This window comes from Myroides odoratimimus (assembly GCF_038039805.1).
GTDB classification, from domain to species: domain Bacteria; phylum Bacteroidota; class Bacteroidia; order Flavobacteriales; family Flavobacteriaceae; genus Flavobacterium; species Flavobacterium odoratimimum_B.
The window spans coordinates 132,135-147,728 of record NZ_JBBPHK010000005.1 but is presented as its reverse complement, the minus strand read 5'-3'; the positions used below and the strand labels follow the sequence as shown (position 1 = coordinate 147,728).

15 protein-coding genes are annotated in these 15,594 nt (G+C 34.1%); 1 reads left to right on the top strand and 14 read right to left on the bottom strand.

Translation table 11 applies throughout. The features are described 5' to 3' along the window. Positions 1-36: 36 nt before the first annotated feature. The 7 genes from AABL85_RS06610 to AABL85_RS06580 all read right to left on the bottom strand — a co-directional run bounded on the left by AABL85_RS06610 (position 37) and on the right by AABL85_RS06580 (position 5,770). Positions 37-408 (bottom strand): virulence RhuM family protein, encoded by a 372-nt coding sequence (locus tag AABL85_RS06610; protein WP_341309582.1) that lies wholly within the window; start codon positions 406-408, stop codon positions 37-39. 141 nt (positions 409-549) lie between these two features. Beyond that, positions 550-1,584, bottom strand: a complete 1,035-nt coding sequence (darG, locus tag AABL85_RS06605; RefSeq protein ID WP_341309581.1) for a type II toxin-antitoxin system antitoxin DNA ADP-ribosyl glycohydrolase DarG — start codon at positions 1,582-1,584, stop codon at positions 550-552. Positions 1,585-1,587: 3 nt separating this feature from the next. Next, positions 1,588-2,211, bottom strand: a complete 624-nt coding sequence (gene darT, locus AABL85_RS06600; RefSeq protein ID WP_341309580.1) for a type II toxin-antitoxin system toxin DNA ADP-ribosyl transferase DarT — start codon at positions 2,209-2,211, stop codon at positions 1,588-1,590. Positions 2,212-2,326: 115 nt separating this feature from the next. Beyond that, entirely contained in the window at positions 2,327-3,304 is a 978-nt protein-coding gene (locus AABL85_RS06595) for a zinc-binding alcohol dehydrogenase family protein (RefSeq protein ID WP_341309579.1), read from the bottom strand. Positions 3,305-3,373: 69 nt separating this feature from the next. Continuing rightward, a complete protein-coding gene (locus AABL85_RS06590) occupies positions 3,374-3,946 on the bottom strand; it encodes a Crp/Fnr family transcriptional regulator (protein WP_341309578.1) in 573 nt (190 codons plus the stop codon). 105 nt (positions 3,947-4,051) lie between these two features. After that, the gene (locus tag AABL85_RS06585) at positions 4,052-4,435 is read right to left on the bottom strand and encodes a four helix bundle protein (protein WP_341309577.1); all 384 of its coding nucleotides are present in this window, start codon (positions 4,433-4,435) and stop codon (positions 4,052-4,054) included. A 384-nt stretch (positions 4,436-4,819) separates the two neighbouring features. Further along, on the bottom strand, positions 4,820-5,770 hold the full coding sequence (locus AABL85_RS06580; RefSeq protein WP_006263985.1) for an RNase H family protein: 951 nt from the start codon (positions 5,768-5,770) through the stop codon (positions 4,820-4,822). A 290-nt stretch (positions 5,771-6,060) separates the two neighbouring features. Here AABL85_RS06580 and AABL85_RS06575 point away from each other — a divergent pair, with 290 nt between their 5' ends. Next, on the top strand, positions 6,061-6,381 hold the full coding sequence (locus tag AABL85_RS06575; RefSeq protein WP_341309576.1) for a virulence RhuM family protein: 321 nt from the start codon (positions 6,061-6,063) through the stop codon (positions 6,379-6,381). 122 nt (positions 6,382-6,503) lie between these two features. On the opposite strand, the gene AABL85_RS06570 is transcribed toward AABL85_RS06575, so the two are convergent. From AABL85_RS06570 to AABL85_RS06540, 7 genes are all read right to left on the bottom strand, one after another. Next, entirely contained in the window at positions 6,504-7,211 is a 708-nt protein-coding gene (locus tag AABL85_RS06570; protein ID WP_341309575.1) for a prolyl oligopeptidase family serine peptidase, read from the bottom strand. A gap of 119 nt (positions 7,212-7,330) precedes the next feature. After that, on the bottom strand, positions 7,331-8,305 hold the full coding sequence (locus tag AABL85_RS06565) for a ketoacyl-ACP synthase III (protein WP_073144982.1): 975 nt from the start codon (positions 8,303-8,305) through the stop codon (positions 7,331-7,333). 324 nt (positions 8,306-8,629) lie between these two features. Next, the gene (rclC, locus tag AABL85_RS06560) at positions 8,630-9,232 is read right to left on the bottom strand and encodes a reactive chlorine resistance membrane protein RclC (RefSeq protein WP_006263989.1); all 603 of its coding nucleotides are present in this window, start codon (positions 9,230-9,232) and stop codon (positions 8,630-8,632) included. 65 nt (positions 9,233-9,297) lie between these two features. Continuing rightward, positions 9,298-10,134 (bottom strand): helix-turn-helix domain-containing protein, encoded by an 837-nt coding sequence (locus tag AABL85_RS06555; protein WP_006261486.1) that lies wholly within the window; start codon positions 10,132-10,134, stop codon positions 9,298-9,300. A 274-nt stretch (positions 10,135-10,408) separates the two neighbouring features. After that, on the bottom strand, positions 10,409-11,986 hold the full coding sequence (locus tag AABL85_RS06550) for a calcineurin-like phosphoesterase family protein (protein WP_341309574.1): 1,578 nt from the start codon (positions 11,984-11,986) through the stop codon (positions 10,409-10,411). Positions 11,987-12,244: 258 nt separating this feature from the next. Next, positions 12,245-13,597: an alkaline phosphatase family protein gene (locus AABL85_RS06545; protein WP_006263991.1), complete on the bottom strand. Its 1,353-nt coding sequence runs from the start codon at positions 13,595-13,597 to the stop codon at positions 12,245-12,247. Between the two features lies 1 nt (position 13,598). Further along, positions 13,599-15,584: an endonuclease/exonuclease/phosphatase family protein gene (locus AABL85_RS06540; RefSeq protein ID WP_341309573.1), complete on the bottom strand. Its 1,986-nt coding sequence runs from the start codon at positions 15,582-15,584 to the stop codon at positions 13,599-13,601. Positions 15,585-15,594 lie beyond the last annotated feature (10 nt).

Below are 15,594 nucleotides of genomic sequence, written 5' to 3'. Positions count from 1 at the left end.
ACTTTTGTCTTTCTTCATTTATTCTTCTGATGTTCATCATCTAACGCAAATCCTTTTATCAAATACTCCATTAGCCCACTTTCTGAATTGTGTTGCCCGTACAGAATTAACCCTATACCCCACAGATAGTATCATATTTAAATTATAGAAGTTAGTCTTATAATTTTTACCATCAGAGGCAGTATGTGCAAAATTTGCACATACTGAATCCTCTTCTAATTCACCGTCTTTTAATACATTAGCAATATGCTTTGTGATAACACTTCTATCAACACCGAATATCTCACTCATTGTCTTTTGTGACGCCCAAATAGTCTCTTGATTACTATCAACTATAACTTGAACACTTGTTTTACCTTCTTTATTCTGATAAAACAGAAAATTCGAAACGTTGCTTTCTTCTTTCATAGTATATATTTGTAAGTAGTACTTAATCAATTCTTTGCAATCTACTCTATTTTATACACTTACTCTTTAAATACATTGCTCTAAATAATAGCAAAAGCCCATCATGTGATGGGCTTTGATTGTTGATACTTACATAATTAATTAGCTAATCTCGTCTAAATGCTGAATACCTAATTCTATCATTTTAGTATTATTCGCAAATAACTTTCGTTTACGTGAATTCCAATTCATTAAGTAATTAGAAATATCTTCTAATGAGTCTACTTTCTTCTCTTGTTTAATAAAATCAATAGTTGATAACAACTCTAATGCAAAATTGGAATAATATCCAGATAAAAAGTCTTGTGTTCTATGTACTATATCCAAATACTTTCTATTATTCTCTGTATTTAAATAATCTAACACTGCTTTTTCGTCTTCTAAATTAATCCCTAATATTTCGAAAGGTTTCTTATCCTTAGTAACATATCCAGTGATATAACTATTATTCAAGTAGTACAGTACATGTCTAACCTTGCCAGAATAAGGACCGTAATGTTGAGCATTAAACTGAAGCTTGAACTCTTCTCTTGCTCCAAACTTCTGTAAGAAATAAGCTATTTTTTCTGCAGAGAATTCTGACACAAACTCACCTTGTTTAACCAAATCGTACAAGACGGCTAATAACATTGCTCGTGCTGGTGTCAGACTTACTTTATCCTTATTAGTTTTCTCTTGAATCACCCTTGTTGGTTGATAAACCGATATCTCACAATGAACATCATGAAGATAGTACTCTATTCTCTTCTGTACTTCTCCCCAATCTAAACCACCATTTCCTGCTCCTAAAGCTGGAATGGCAATAGATGTGATATTATATTGAGCTATAATTTGTTTTAAGTCAACCAATCCAGCTTCTATATAACTATATTCTGAAGGTTTACGCCAAGTGGTTTTTGTAGGAAAATTGACAATTATCTTCTGGTCTCCTAACAATGTCTCTTCTTTAAAAACAAATGATTTACCTATAGCTATCTCATTATTGTCACAAGCCTTTTTATAAGCTTTAAAATTCTCAGGAAATTGATTTTTAAATTGTAAAGCAATCCCCTTCCCCATCACTCCATCGAGATTCACTGTATTGACTAAAGCCTCTGCTTTACTCTCCAATAAATTTCCTTCTATATACTTTATCATCACTTAAAAATAATATCCTCGTTTTATCACAATCTTACTTTCTTCTACCCCACTATTGATTAACTTCGTTCTAGCTTCCTCATTATAACATACATACCCTATTATAAACTCCTTAGTTAAATCACCATCCAATAGCAACTCGGCCTCCTTTCTTCTCTTTTTGTCTACATCTTCTTCATCAAACCAATATTTAGATGCAACTGCATTAAAGTCAACCAATTCATTTACTTCTCCTATTCTGTCATTTTCATAATATGAAGTCAATGCACTGTTTGCTTGACCATCTGTAAATAAAAACGCTTTTTGACAATCTAAGATCTTTTGAATAGATGTCACACAATATACAATATCAATAGGGTTTACTTTTTTTACTCCCATGTATCCCTTTTGAATTACATATAACATAGGAGTACAGAATCCAAAATAAAAAGGTAGATAACTTCCTATATGTCTACCATTATTTAATAATCTATTAGCACGAACAGTGATAATTTCTTTATTTCCAATAGGAATGTAATTTGGATTACTATTCTCTGAATCTACATGTGTCAATCCATTCATTGCAATATGACTCACATTATCTATATGTGTCATTCTATACCCCCATAGTTTACTAAAGTTAATCATCGTAATTCTTGCAAATTTATATATTTCTTATCTGCAATTTAATGATTATAACGACAAAATACAATTAGACATACTAATTAAACATAACCTAATCAAATACAACAGTATTATTCTCTTACTCTGTCATCATCACCAATCTTTTTCCACTGCTAAGAGGCATATCCCATACCTCACTTATCTCTTGCCACGGATAACTTACGGTATCAAGGCGTAACTTCCCTGCTACTGCAAGGTCAAAAGCTTCTGGTAATAAGACTTTAAAGAAGCGAACCATCTCTTCATCTGTCCAACTGCCTATTCCAGATCCTAATAACATAATGTCCGTTCCCCTTAGTATAGAAGAAGACAACTCCATCATATCACCAGACATCGCTCCTACATTGACAAAACGAGTTCTATGCTGGTACTTGCCTTTACCTTTTAAAGCGGTTAATATAGCTGAGGCGCTATCTCCCCATAAGTAATCTATCACCACATCGATAGGTGTTTCTTGATGTACTTGACTAAATGCTGTTACTAGAGTTTCTTTATCCTGATACAGACTGATCGCTTCATCTGCTCCCAGTTCCTTTAATGAGGATAATGCTTCTTCATTGCGGCCTGTCACGATTACTTTACTCGCTCCATAATGCTTGGCCATTTGTACAGCTACTTGCCCTGTGACACCTGTAGCTCCATTGATCAGCACTACTTCTCCCTTTTGTAATCTGGCTCTGACTACCATAGCGATCACAGACCCCATAAGGGCATTAGGCATTGCTGCTGCCATTGCTAAATCTATTCCTTTTGGCAAGGGTACTAATTGATTCTTATCTACGATGGCATACTCACTTAACATCCCCTGCAGTCCAAATCCATAAGCCATCGTTCCGTTTGGAAGCTCACCTACTCCATCTGTTCCGATAACAAAAGGAGCAAAAGGTTTAGTGCTCACTGAATAATGCTTACCACTGGCGATAGCTCTATCGAGATTCTTAACCGAAACTGCCTTGATTTTCATCAACACTTCTTCTGATGAACTTACTTCTACAGGCTTAAAATCGGTAGTATATACAGGATTCTGTCCTTTTTCTTTTACAATAACTGCTTTCATATCTCTTTATTTTATAGAGACAAAAGTATTGGATAGCAACCGTGTATATCGATAACAAATGTTATCAAATTAGGACTTTAGTAGCTTGCTTTTGATACGGCTCAAGTGAACCTTAGATATTCCTATATAAGAAGCGATATAGTGCTGTGGAATACGTTGTATAAGCTCTGGTCTACTCTCATAAAGCTTAAGATAACGCTCTTCTGGGGTTGACTGTACAAAAGATAAACTGTGATTCACATAGTCGAATGTTCGCTGAAAAATCACATCTATAAACAAATCTCTATACTCTGGCGTAGCTAAAGAGTCTTCTAATAATGGTCTGATATCTTCTTTATCAGCCACCCATACCACTGTAGGTTCTATCGTCTCAAGAGTAAATTTACTAGGCATTCCCCTCCAAAAACTCTCAATAGAAGAAACCATACTGTTCTCTAAAAAGAATTGAAAAGTCACCTCATGTCCGTCTTTATTAATCCAAACACGCAGACATCCCTTGCTTACCCAAAATACTTTATTTGCTATCGCTCCCTCCTCTAACAATACTGTTTTTGCAGGATATACTTCCTCTCTAAAATAAGGTTTATACTTATTGACAAACTCTTGGCTAAGTAAAGAATCTTTATCTACTTTTTCGAACATGACTTACAATGTTTGATAACTTGTATTTATACATTACTAAAGTAATGATTTTACCCCTTCAGGCAAATTATAAAATCAAGCCCATCATACGATGGGCTTATTTATTTATATCCTTAGAAGCAATTTATCCCACTCATTTTCTTCCTCTTCGATAAGACTACTAACAATCTCATTAACAGCATCAATTCTTTCAATTAATGTGTCTATAACCTCTGCTTCTAATACACCTAAGTCCTTAGTCAACATTAAACAGGTATGCAATAGAGCACATTCCCTTCTCGTGCTCTCAAGTTGATCACTTAGTATACAGTTTTCAAAGGTGGATAATTCTATACTCAATGGAATCTTTAACACCCGCTCTCGGATATAAGCAATTAAATCTGCATGATTAGAACTCTGATCTACTACAGACTCCTTATACAGGTAAGTAACTAGATCCATTGCCTTCTCCCAAGCTTCTAAGGCCTTTTCTGGTTTCTTTTTTAACATAATGAATAATTTTTAGTTCATTATATTACCTCTAAAACAATACCAACTAAAGATAGTCAAGATGAACAAATCGTTAGGAGAATATTATGATTGATTACTAAGCGCTTAATAATTAACAACAATAATCCGATTAATCACGAAGTCAAAAAAAGGAGTAAAACGGAGTAAATAGAAGTAAAACGGAGTTCGATATTTATATCTAAACGCAGTGGATATAATGACTCACAAAGTTTAAGTGCTATAAATTTGCTCTTTTCTTTCCGGGTTGTTCCCAAAAAGTACGGTTTTAGGGAGGTCTTGAAAGCATTTCGGAAACAAGACTAAGCCATGACAGCAATCTGAAAACAGTTAAAACAAGTTTTCACAAAACAAAATCATCCCAAATTATCTATGAAAATACCACTGATAGAAATCAGTATTAAAAGTATCAATCTTACAGTTCGGAATAATCTGTTTTAGCACCCCTTCTTGATGCTGTTTACGCAAGAAGCGGTTAAAGAGTACTGGATGAGGAAAACGTTCTTTTAAAGTCTTATTTTTACGTATTTCATCATATAAATCCGTAGAACGCAACTCTACTTTAGTCGGTTGATCTGCAAAGTATTGATTCAATTGATCTCGTATAGTCACTAATAATTTAATATCACTAGGCATTCTGGTAAATACTGTTGGACGAGTATGGCTTTGACTCTCTTCTGTTTCTTCCTCCTCGTCTTCGTGCTCATCCTCTATCTCATCTAAAGACTCATATACAGGCTCATAAACAATCTCTTCTTCGGGTTCCTCTATCGTATCTAATACCACCTCTATCTCTGCTACACGATGCTCATCTATCAAATCGTGTAACTTGTACTGTAACTCCTCTAGATAAGCTCTATACACCTCATCTATCAGTAAGTTGGGTTGTAATAGTATAGCAGCGCCTACATCTCTACACTCTACTAGTTGAGGATACTTTTTATAATTAGACACATAGTTAAAGGTTAATTTATGTCTCTCCATCTGAACTGCAAAGCGCATCCATAGATCAACATTCAATGGAGGCTCTCCGTCTGCTTTTAACCAATCATTGTATTTCCAATTTAACACCCACCCTTTCTCAAAGGTATTCATCACATACTTAGAAGTTGCATAAATAGTCACCTCTGCTCCTTCTTTAATCTGCTCTAACCCCTTCACAATAGCCATAAGCGAAATACGAGATTGAGAGTTTTCTATAAACCCTTCTGCAAATGTTTTGCATTGATCACCTATACACAACATATTAGCATACGCCTTAGCGTCACTAGAGGTATCTATCTTTACGCGAGTATATAGGTCTATTTTATATTTCATATCTATTAAGGGTATTTGAGTACTTAAAGATAAGGACTTCTGAGTAAATCACAATAGAAAACCTCATAGGAATTAAGAATATTCCCTCTTACATATTTATAACTTAAAAAGTGTTTTTCATATCAATATCTCAAAATGACAAAACAAAACTCTCATTTTCAAAACACAATACGCTAGGCTATAGCTATAAGGATAAAACATAAAACTGCTCTCTAAATAAATATAAAGTTGTTAATTTACAGTATGGTTTTGGTGGTATATAAAGTACTTATAAACTTAAAAAAAATGTTATGGCAGAGCATGGAAGTATCCTTATTTATCAGACAGAAGATGGCCTCGCTAAGATAGAGACCTGTTTAGAGAACGAAACAGTATGGCTAACTCAAGCCCAAATGGCAGAATTATTTCAAAAAGATAGAACTGTCATTACCAAACACATAAAGAATGTATTTGAAGAAGGTGAACTAGTAGAACAAACCAATGTGCAAAATTTGCACATTGCAAATTCAGACAAACCTGTTAAGTTTTATAATCTAGATGTAATCATATCTGTAGGTTATAGGGTAAAAAGCATTCAAGGAACTAAGTTTAGACAATGGGCAACTAGATGACATCTCCAGAGTAGAAGAAGATTTTATAGAGTATATCTTAAAAACAACGAAGACAATAGCCAATAATATATAAACAAAACCCCCAAAGTCAAAAGACTTTGGGGGTTTTGTTTATGTTATACTTAGATTTCTTCTTTGTTTTCTGAACTTACTGAGACATCACTTTTTACGTGTTGTAATAACCAATTATATACCTCCATATGTCGATATAGATCTTCTACACTCCCATGTGTTCCTCCTTTGACTACTTGTAGTTCTACAGGAGCTTTTTTATCACATTTTTGAATAGCAGTCATTATCTTCTTAGACTCTTTTAGTGGTACGATAAAGTCTTTATCACCATGAATAAGTTTAATAGGGATATTAGTCACTGCACAGGCATCTCTTTCTTCACCTCCTCCACAGATAGCGATAGCAGCAGCTATACGATTAGGATACTTACCAGCATATTTCATCGTACCATATCCTCCTAAGCTCATTCCTGTTACATAAATGCGACTCTCATCGATATTATAATTTGTAATCATATAACTTACAATTTCGTCAATCTTATCCGCATTCCATGGCCCAGAAGGCAATTGAGGAGCTACTAAATAAGCTGGGATATCTAATCCTTTCTCTATTCCTTTTAGCGCACCATATCTCTTTACCCTATCTATATTGGTTCCCGAAAGACTTCTCCCGTGTAAGAAGATAATGAGAGGATTCTTTTCTTCTACGACTTTAGGTTCGTTTAACCAAAATTGATAAGTCGTTTTATCCAAAATAGCTTTAGGTTGAGCAAAGGTCGTCAATGAGACTAAACAAATTAATATCGTAAGAAATTTCATAGTTTTTTTGAAAGTAAATATACTTGTAATCTGGTAATTTCAAAACAAAAAAATCACTGTAAGTATTGAATATACTGAGTTTATCCTTATGTAAAGTTAGATAACTAACATCTAAACACTTAGTATTTCCACAACATTAAACCAGCCTGATACCCTGCCCCTAATGTCCACATTAAAAAATAATCTCCTTCCTTTAGAGGTGTTCCTTCTTTCTGATATTGATGTAAAGCTAAAAAAGGACTAGAAGCTCCTGAATACCCATACTCTTTCGAATAAAAAGGTACTTTTTCTTCTGGTAAGTGATAATGTGATTTAATAATCTTAATGTTTTTTAGCGATAACTGAGAGAATAAGAATAAACTGATATCTTCTATTTTCAGATTGTTCTTTGCTAAAAAGACCTCTATTTTATCTAAAGCAAACTCCACACTTCCGCTTCCATCAAATGATGTATCCCACATTGTCAATTCATCAGATAAAGAACAAGAATGTCCTTGAGGCGGATACAGAACAGTATCACAAAAACTACTATCTGTATGATACATAACGTCTACTAATCCAGATGTAGTAGTCTCTTTCTCTACTATAAATGCAAAAGCGGAATCTGAAAAACAAAAAGCTGTTACAGGGTTTTGGCTATCTAAAATACGAGATAACTGATCAGAACAAACTACTAAAGCATTTTTAGCTCTACTACTGCTATTGAGATAATGCGTCACTTGATCTAATGCTACAAAAGCCCCAATACAATTAGCGTTAATATCATAACACATTGTATTATTCTTTCCTTGTAAAGCTTGGTGTATAAAAATAGAGTCACAAGGTATCTGATGCTCTGGAGTACAAGTCACAAAGACAATAATATCTATTTCTTCTATTGAGATACCACTTTGTTTTAAAACTCCTTTTGCCGCCTCAATTCCCATAGAAACCGTAGTTTCATTTGACTCTTTAGCGACTACAAATCGATTATGTCTACCAAGTGCTTCTTGTATCTTTTTCATAGAGACACCTTGGCTTTCGAATTGTTTAATTACTTCCTCATTACATTCAATATTAGAGGGATGATAAAAATACGTGTGTTGCAATTTCATATTAAAATGTTTTTTGATTATTACTTTTTTTAACCATTTATAAAAGTATTACTTTTTATAAATAAAAAGTAATAAATATGCAAAACAACAACCATAAAGCATATTTAAATTGCAATAATTATAAATAATAAAAACATTAAATAGCAATAATATAAAATATTTTAACTCATATTAATTAATTCTTTTTAACTAGTACACACATTTCGGTTATTAAAAATAATAGTATACTTTCAAAAATTATTATCTCCTCTAAGAATAAAAGCTTAATACTAGATAAGTACTAAGCTTTTATTCTCACTTTATTTTATATTCTAATTCTATTAATCACTTATAAAGCAAATTACGTGCTGAATCACCAGCGATCACTAATCCTCCTGCCATCATGATAATGTCCTTTAAGACTAGCCTTCCAGCACCTGATAAATAAGGAAATCCATAGTTAGGTGTAGGAAAATCACCTCCTAAATTAGGCACATATACTTCTGGGGTAGTAATTAGAAATGATAGTGTGACCAAAGACATTCCTAATGTTAATACCCCTCCTAAAAAACCGAGTCTAGGATACCATATCCCTAATAATACGAGTATCCCTATACTTACAATCACTGTACCTAGAATATACGAAAACACATAAGTACCATTCTGTTTATGCCAATCAATGTTCTTCTGCACTACTTTGCCCTCGGGATTTTTATGTTGAGTATATTCATATACTTCTTTGCCAGATTCATCTAATACTGTTTTTGTTGAATTCTGATAAAAAAAGCTCATAAAAGGACTATTCGTTACAAAAGGTACAATACCATCCGCTTCATATTGAAAAGCTTTTAGCCCTCCTATCCAAACCATGACAATACAGATAGATAAACGAAGAAAATGAATCGATTTCTCTTGTAAACTACTAAATAATACTAAAATTTGTTTCATTGGTTTTATTTTATTTTTCAACAAAACTAGAAGGTTTAGCAGAGAGATAACATGGACTATTCCTTCTATTCCATAGACTTTTTTGCCACTACTGATATTCCTACTTGTTCTCTGAATATCTTAGGAGATACACCTACTTCTTTCTTAAAATAACGACTAAAATAAAACTCATCCTCAAATCCTAATATCTTAGCTATCTCTTTTACACTCTTATAAGTCAGATGAAGTTGTTTTTTTGCTTCCAAAATAAGGCGTTCCTGGATTAATTTAGAAGGTGTTTTTCCATAATGCTTTCTAACCTTTTTACTAAACACATCAACAGATAAATGATACTGCTCTGCATAAAATGCTACTGCTCTAGACTCCATAAAATGCTCTTCTAGCATCTCTTGAAAGCTAACTATATCTTCTAAGAACAGTCCTGAAGTCTTTTGTTTCTTATTGATCAACTGTTTCTCCTTACTACTCAGGGCTAATACCAATTGTAAATACGTCTTGAGAATCGGAATATCATAAGCAGACTGTTGGTGTTCTAATTGCTCTATTTTATCAAAAAGCTGAGTCAATTCTAGAAATAAAGATGACTGAATAGGAACATAAGGAGCGTCAAATAATGCGTTAAACAAGACCCCATTACATGCTACCTCCTCTTTGTGATATTCTATACAATAGAAGTCTCCATGAAACTGTATAGTCTTCATTGACTTAATTTCTACTTTTTCCCATGTCAACAACTGATAAGGAGATAAAAATAAGATATACTGTCCAGAGCAAGAGTATCTATTAAAATCTAAAGAAAAAGTAGCTTCACCATCTATAAGAATAGCAAAATAATAAGGCTTATTTATAGGAGATAACGCTCCTTCTAACTGCTGCGTGTTTACTTTTATAGAATAATGCATAATACTAAGCTTTCGTTAGTTCTAAATTAGTCATATTCATTTTTCATTTTATATGTCTAGTAAAGATAATAGGAAGAAAACGCTCTGAAAACATTTTATGATTCTTCTAAGAATAGATATAGCAGAAGACCTTCTTATAACTCCCCTACACAAACAGAAAAAGCCCAGTATCTAACGATACTGAGCCCTTTCAACACACTTAATTTAAATCCCGATTCGATTATAAGCGAGCTCGCTATAATGATGAAGAATCTAAACCTTATAAAAAACTATACTATTTACTTTTCTCGATTTTGTATGTCTTTTGTGCGATATGCTCTCTACCAAACATATCTGTCACCTTCACTTCTACTTTATGCTCTCCTACCCCAATATTAAAAGGTAACTTAGCACTCCATAAATGAGATGATTTAATCGGGTGAGAAGGTTTCTTTCCAGTTAATAGTTTTTCTGTCAAATCATACTTTTGAACTGCTGCATAGAAGCTTGGGTCAAAACTCTCTTCTTTCTTCATCTCTTTCCACTCTCCTCCATCTATTCTATACTGTACTAGGTCTTTCTCTGTTCCCATAAAGACATTCGTATATATCTGATAGTTATTTGCTTTCTTATCCGCAATAACCTTAGGCATAAACAATTCCATTTTATAATCATCTGATTCCCCAGACACTTTATAATCTAACTCATACTGATTCCCCTTAACTACTAAAGTAGCATATCCTCTAGGGGTTCCATCTCTCATAGTAGAAGCAGGCACACCTAACTCGTTAAACTCGCCTGAGTACCAGTCGCCTGACGTTGTCCCAACATTATACTCATGTAATGGTTTTATACCTGACCATCCTTGTTCTTTCGTATAGAACTGATGCATCTGATAGTGAGTATGTGCAGACAATAGTAAGATATTCTCATGCTCTTTTAAAATATCTAACAACTGTTGTCTAGACTCTTGATCGAAGTGTTTTTCGTTTCCAACAAATAATGGAATATGAAAAGAAATTACCACTAACTTATCTTTAGGAACGAACTTCAGATTGTTCTTCACAAAGTCTAATTGATCTTGTCTAAAACCACCTAGGTACCCTTTCTTTTTAATTGGGTGAGGATATAGAATATCATCTAATACGATAAAGTGAGCATCCCCATAATTAAATGCATAATTAGCTGGTCCGAAGTTCTTCTCAAAGGTCTCATCAGAATAGATATCTTCAGTTGCCTCATAGTTCATATCGTGATTTCCCATCACATTATACCATGGTAGCCCTACTTCTTTCATCACTTCTTTATAAGGCGTATGCAAGTCTAATTTATCTCCTACTAGATCACCTAGACTGATACCAAAAGAGATTCCTTCTGTCTTATTCTTTACCTCATCTACTACTGCTTTTTTAAAGTAATCTAATTCCTCTAGACTATATGGCTGAGGGTCTCCAAAGATAAAAGCCTTAAAATCTGCTGACTCCTCTTGTGCAATCAATCCAAAGTTTACTTCTTTTGGCAATTTTCCTGTTGGAGCTACTCCTTCATACTTAGTTCCTGTTGGTGATCCTTTAGGTTTATGCGTTACATAAGAGGCAGGTAGATTATATTGGTCTAACACAGTAGCGTATTGACTTGGTTTAATCACAAAGATTTGATTATCCCCTGTTAAAGGCAGTTCATACAGTCCTTTATCATCAGTCTGTACGACCTCCACTCCATTAGATACCGCTACCCCTGCTAATACCTTTTCACTTCTATCTTTTTTCCCGTTCTTATTAGCATCCTCGAATACATAGCCACGCACACTAGTCTGTCCGATGGCTAATGCTGCCGTAAATAAGAAGGCAACAGTAAAGAATCTTTTTTTCATTATATATGGTTTATGTTGTTACAAATAGAGCGTATTAAAGTATTTCGTTACGAAAAAGAATATTTAATGATTTGATAATATCCCCTTACTGTTCAGAATGTCACTTTTTTTCAATGCCCAAAATTAGCGATGTCTTCCTATACGAATCTTACGCTATTGTTAAGCTTAGGTAACTTAATTAATTTAAAAATTACAATCTTCCGAATTTGACTACTATTATTTTAAAGAGTAGCCTTCTTTATAATATTAATTCTATCTTTAGATACTTAGTAGTTGTTGTTTTAACTCTTTTGAAAGAAATTTAAAATCCAGTTCCAATAATTCACTAATAAAGGGGCAAATATCTATCAAAGCCATTTGTTCGATCACCACTCCTTGTTTTATTCCTTTTCCAAAAGCAACAAATCCAGTTTGCATACTTTTATCGCTATTCAAAAATCCGTGTGCTCCACCTTCTTTATTTAACTTACTCAATACTTCTCCTTTAAGGCCTCCACCAAATGTTGTGTGATCTAAACCTGTTAAGGCTAACTCTGCCTCTGGATCTGCACCAAGCTTTTGTAGCTCTTCTTTTGATATCATGCGATAGCGGTTTCTAATTTCTTGTGGTTGTTTTTCTAATAAAGTTTTAACCTTTTCGATTGTTTTTACTTTATTCTTTCCTTGCACTCTCAAGAAAGCAGAACCTCCTTGGGTATGAAACATTGCTTTCCAGTCCATTGTTTTTGCGTCGTCTAACAGTCCTGCATCCTTTAACCAAATATTAGGTTGTAAACGGTGTGTGATTTTCTCAAACCCATGATCTCCTGTAATAATTATTACATAGTTATCTTTCAGTTTTGAACGATCTAATGCCTCAATAATTGTTTTGATTGCACGATCAGCTCCAGCAACACTGGCACGTACCAAAGGACTATCCAAACCATCTTGGTGCTCATAGTGATCTGTACATGGAAAGTGAAGGGTTAATAGATTCGGTTGATACTGCTGAATCATATAACTTCCCATACGTGCAATATTCTCATCCATAATCAGCTCTTCTTCTGTCATTGCCCAATCTTTAGCTCTTAATGTTCCTGTTGCTTCATTTTGTATCTCGCGCCACAAACTATAAGGTGTAGTATATAAAGCTGTAATACTTCTTCTATCGTATCCGTTAGTAAGATCCCATATATCAGGAACATTATAATCGATAGGCGCATTGACTGTTACAGGCCAAATTACATTAGCAGAAGTCAGTTTTTTTTGCTTCACCACATCATATAGTGTTGGTATTTTAATTGCACTATAATCCCAATACCACTTTTGAGAGCCTGTAGCAGGGTCAAAAATATTGTTATATACTATTCCATGTTGAGCAGGAAGTTCTCCTGTAATAATGGTTGTGTGATCTGGATAAGTAACAGAAGGGAAGATAGGAGTAACTGCCTTAGCAGCTACTCCATTTTTCATTAACTCTCGTACTGTATGCATTCCCCATTGCTCTTCTAAATAGAAATCTGGTCTAAAACCATCGATTGTAATTAATACAATATGAGGTGTTTTTTCTTGAGCTATAGCGGTTGTATTTAAACCACAAAAAAGCCCTATCGCAATTAGTATTTTTTTCATATTAATCTATCGTAAAAGTTGCCATAACAGGCCAATGATCTGAAGGCCATATTGCGCCAAAACTTGTTCGTATTACTTTTCCTTCTATTAATTTGAAAGGAGAAGAATAAAAGATATAATCTAAAGTAGTTGAACCTGTTGGCCCCCATTTGTGAAATGTTTTTAATGATTCGTCTACAGCATTCAACAATTTTGGTTGCGTTGTTGTTTTTAAAACATTAATTTCTGTAGTATGAGGTTGTCCATTAAAATCTCCTATACAAATTACAGGGCGATTCTGGTAATTTTGTTCGATAATATTAACGACATCTTTAGCCATTTTTGTTCTATCTTCTGAAGAAACAGTTGTCCAATGACTATTCGTTACAAAATATTCTTTTTGCTTTTGCTTGTCAAATAACACCACCCATGCACCACTTCTATTCTCAGTATATTTCATTTGATAAGTAGCACTCCCTCTCAAATCAAAACGATCTTTTTTATAGAAGATCACTTTAGGTGATCCGTATGAATTAGCTTCGTCCATATAATACCCATAACCTTTGGCTGCCATCTGTTGTTGCATCCATGTTTCAAACCAATTATCAGAAAACTCTTGCAACCCAACAATGTCTGGCATTTCGTCTATAATCACTTGTAAGATATACTCCTTTCTACTCTCTAATGAATAGGGATCTGTAGCATCGTGATGACGAATATTAAAAGACATGACACTTACATTTCCTTTTGAAGGCTCAGGTACTTCTGGTGTTGTATTTCCTTCTGCAAATACTGTTACTCCATTGGCTCTCTCGATGTCTGTTAAAGAAGATTCTCCTGCACAATAACTTAGCTGTACAATAGTAGAATTTCTCAGTACCTTCCATTCCTTTCTATCTGTAGAACCACCTAACTTGATAAAATCTCCTACATCCGAACCTGGTTGACTAAACAAATGTACATTGGAACCTTGTCCAAAAAACGGTTGTACTTTACCTTCTTTATTTTTTGTTGCATAACGGTCATTTTGTTCTGGCACACGATATCCCCAATTGTTAACCGAATCATATACTCCGTCTAATGAGGTACCATAAAAAACAGCGTCTAAAGGAATTGATTCTCCTGTAACTGTTGTTCCTTTGAACACTGCAACACCATCTGCTACATTCTGACCATCTTTCCCTAAATTCCCTAAGATTCCTCCATTAGGATCTCCAAAACCGTCTCCTGCTTCTAATTTATAGTCTTTTGTAGCAATCCAATTAGACGTACTGATATCTGTACTTTTTCCACAACTGCCATAACCTGAAAGTACCTTTGACTTTCCTCCTACATAAAAGAAGGTTCCCTTTTTTGCCTTTCCTGATACTAAATCAAACTTATAGGTTACATTTCCTCCTTGTGCCCATCCTCTATCTCCAACAATACCATTGTTTGCCATAACTACACTATAAGGTGTACGCTCAAAATCAATATCCTCTAAAGCCATTAACTGTACATACTCGTACCCTCCAATATGATTTACAACTACTTTACCTCCATCATAAGTAGAGGATGTGCCATTAGCTGCTGCATCTGTCCCTCGTGGATCGGCCTGTATTCCAGTAATTACAATAGGAGAATTTTGAAGAACAACATCTTTTGGAGCAATATCTAATTTGATCTTGACTTCTTTGTCTTCATTCTTTATTTCTACCACTACTTCGTTAACTTGATTTTCGTAACTACTCTTTAACTTATAGCTTCCAGCAAGCAAATCGCTAAACACAGCTGCTCCTGTTGTTGAAGATTCCTGTTTTTTTATCTCCTTCTGCTTTTCGTCATATAAAGTTACTTCTGCCTTAGCTAAAGGAGACTCTATCTTATTTACCACCAAGGCTGTTAGAGTAAACAACTTTGTAGGATCCTTCTTTGGGTTTTTATTTGTATAATCATCTTCATAATTACAAGAGATACAACAAAGTAATAAAACCACTACTTGAATTATTCTTATTATTTGACTTTTCATTTCTATTACA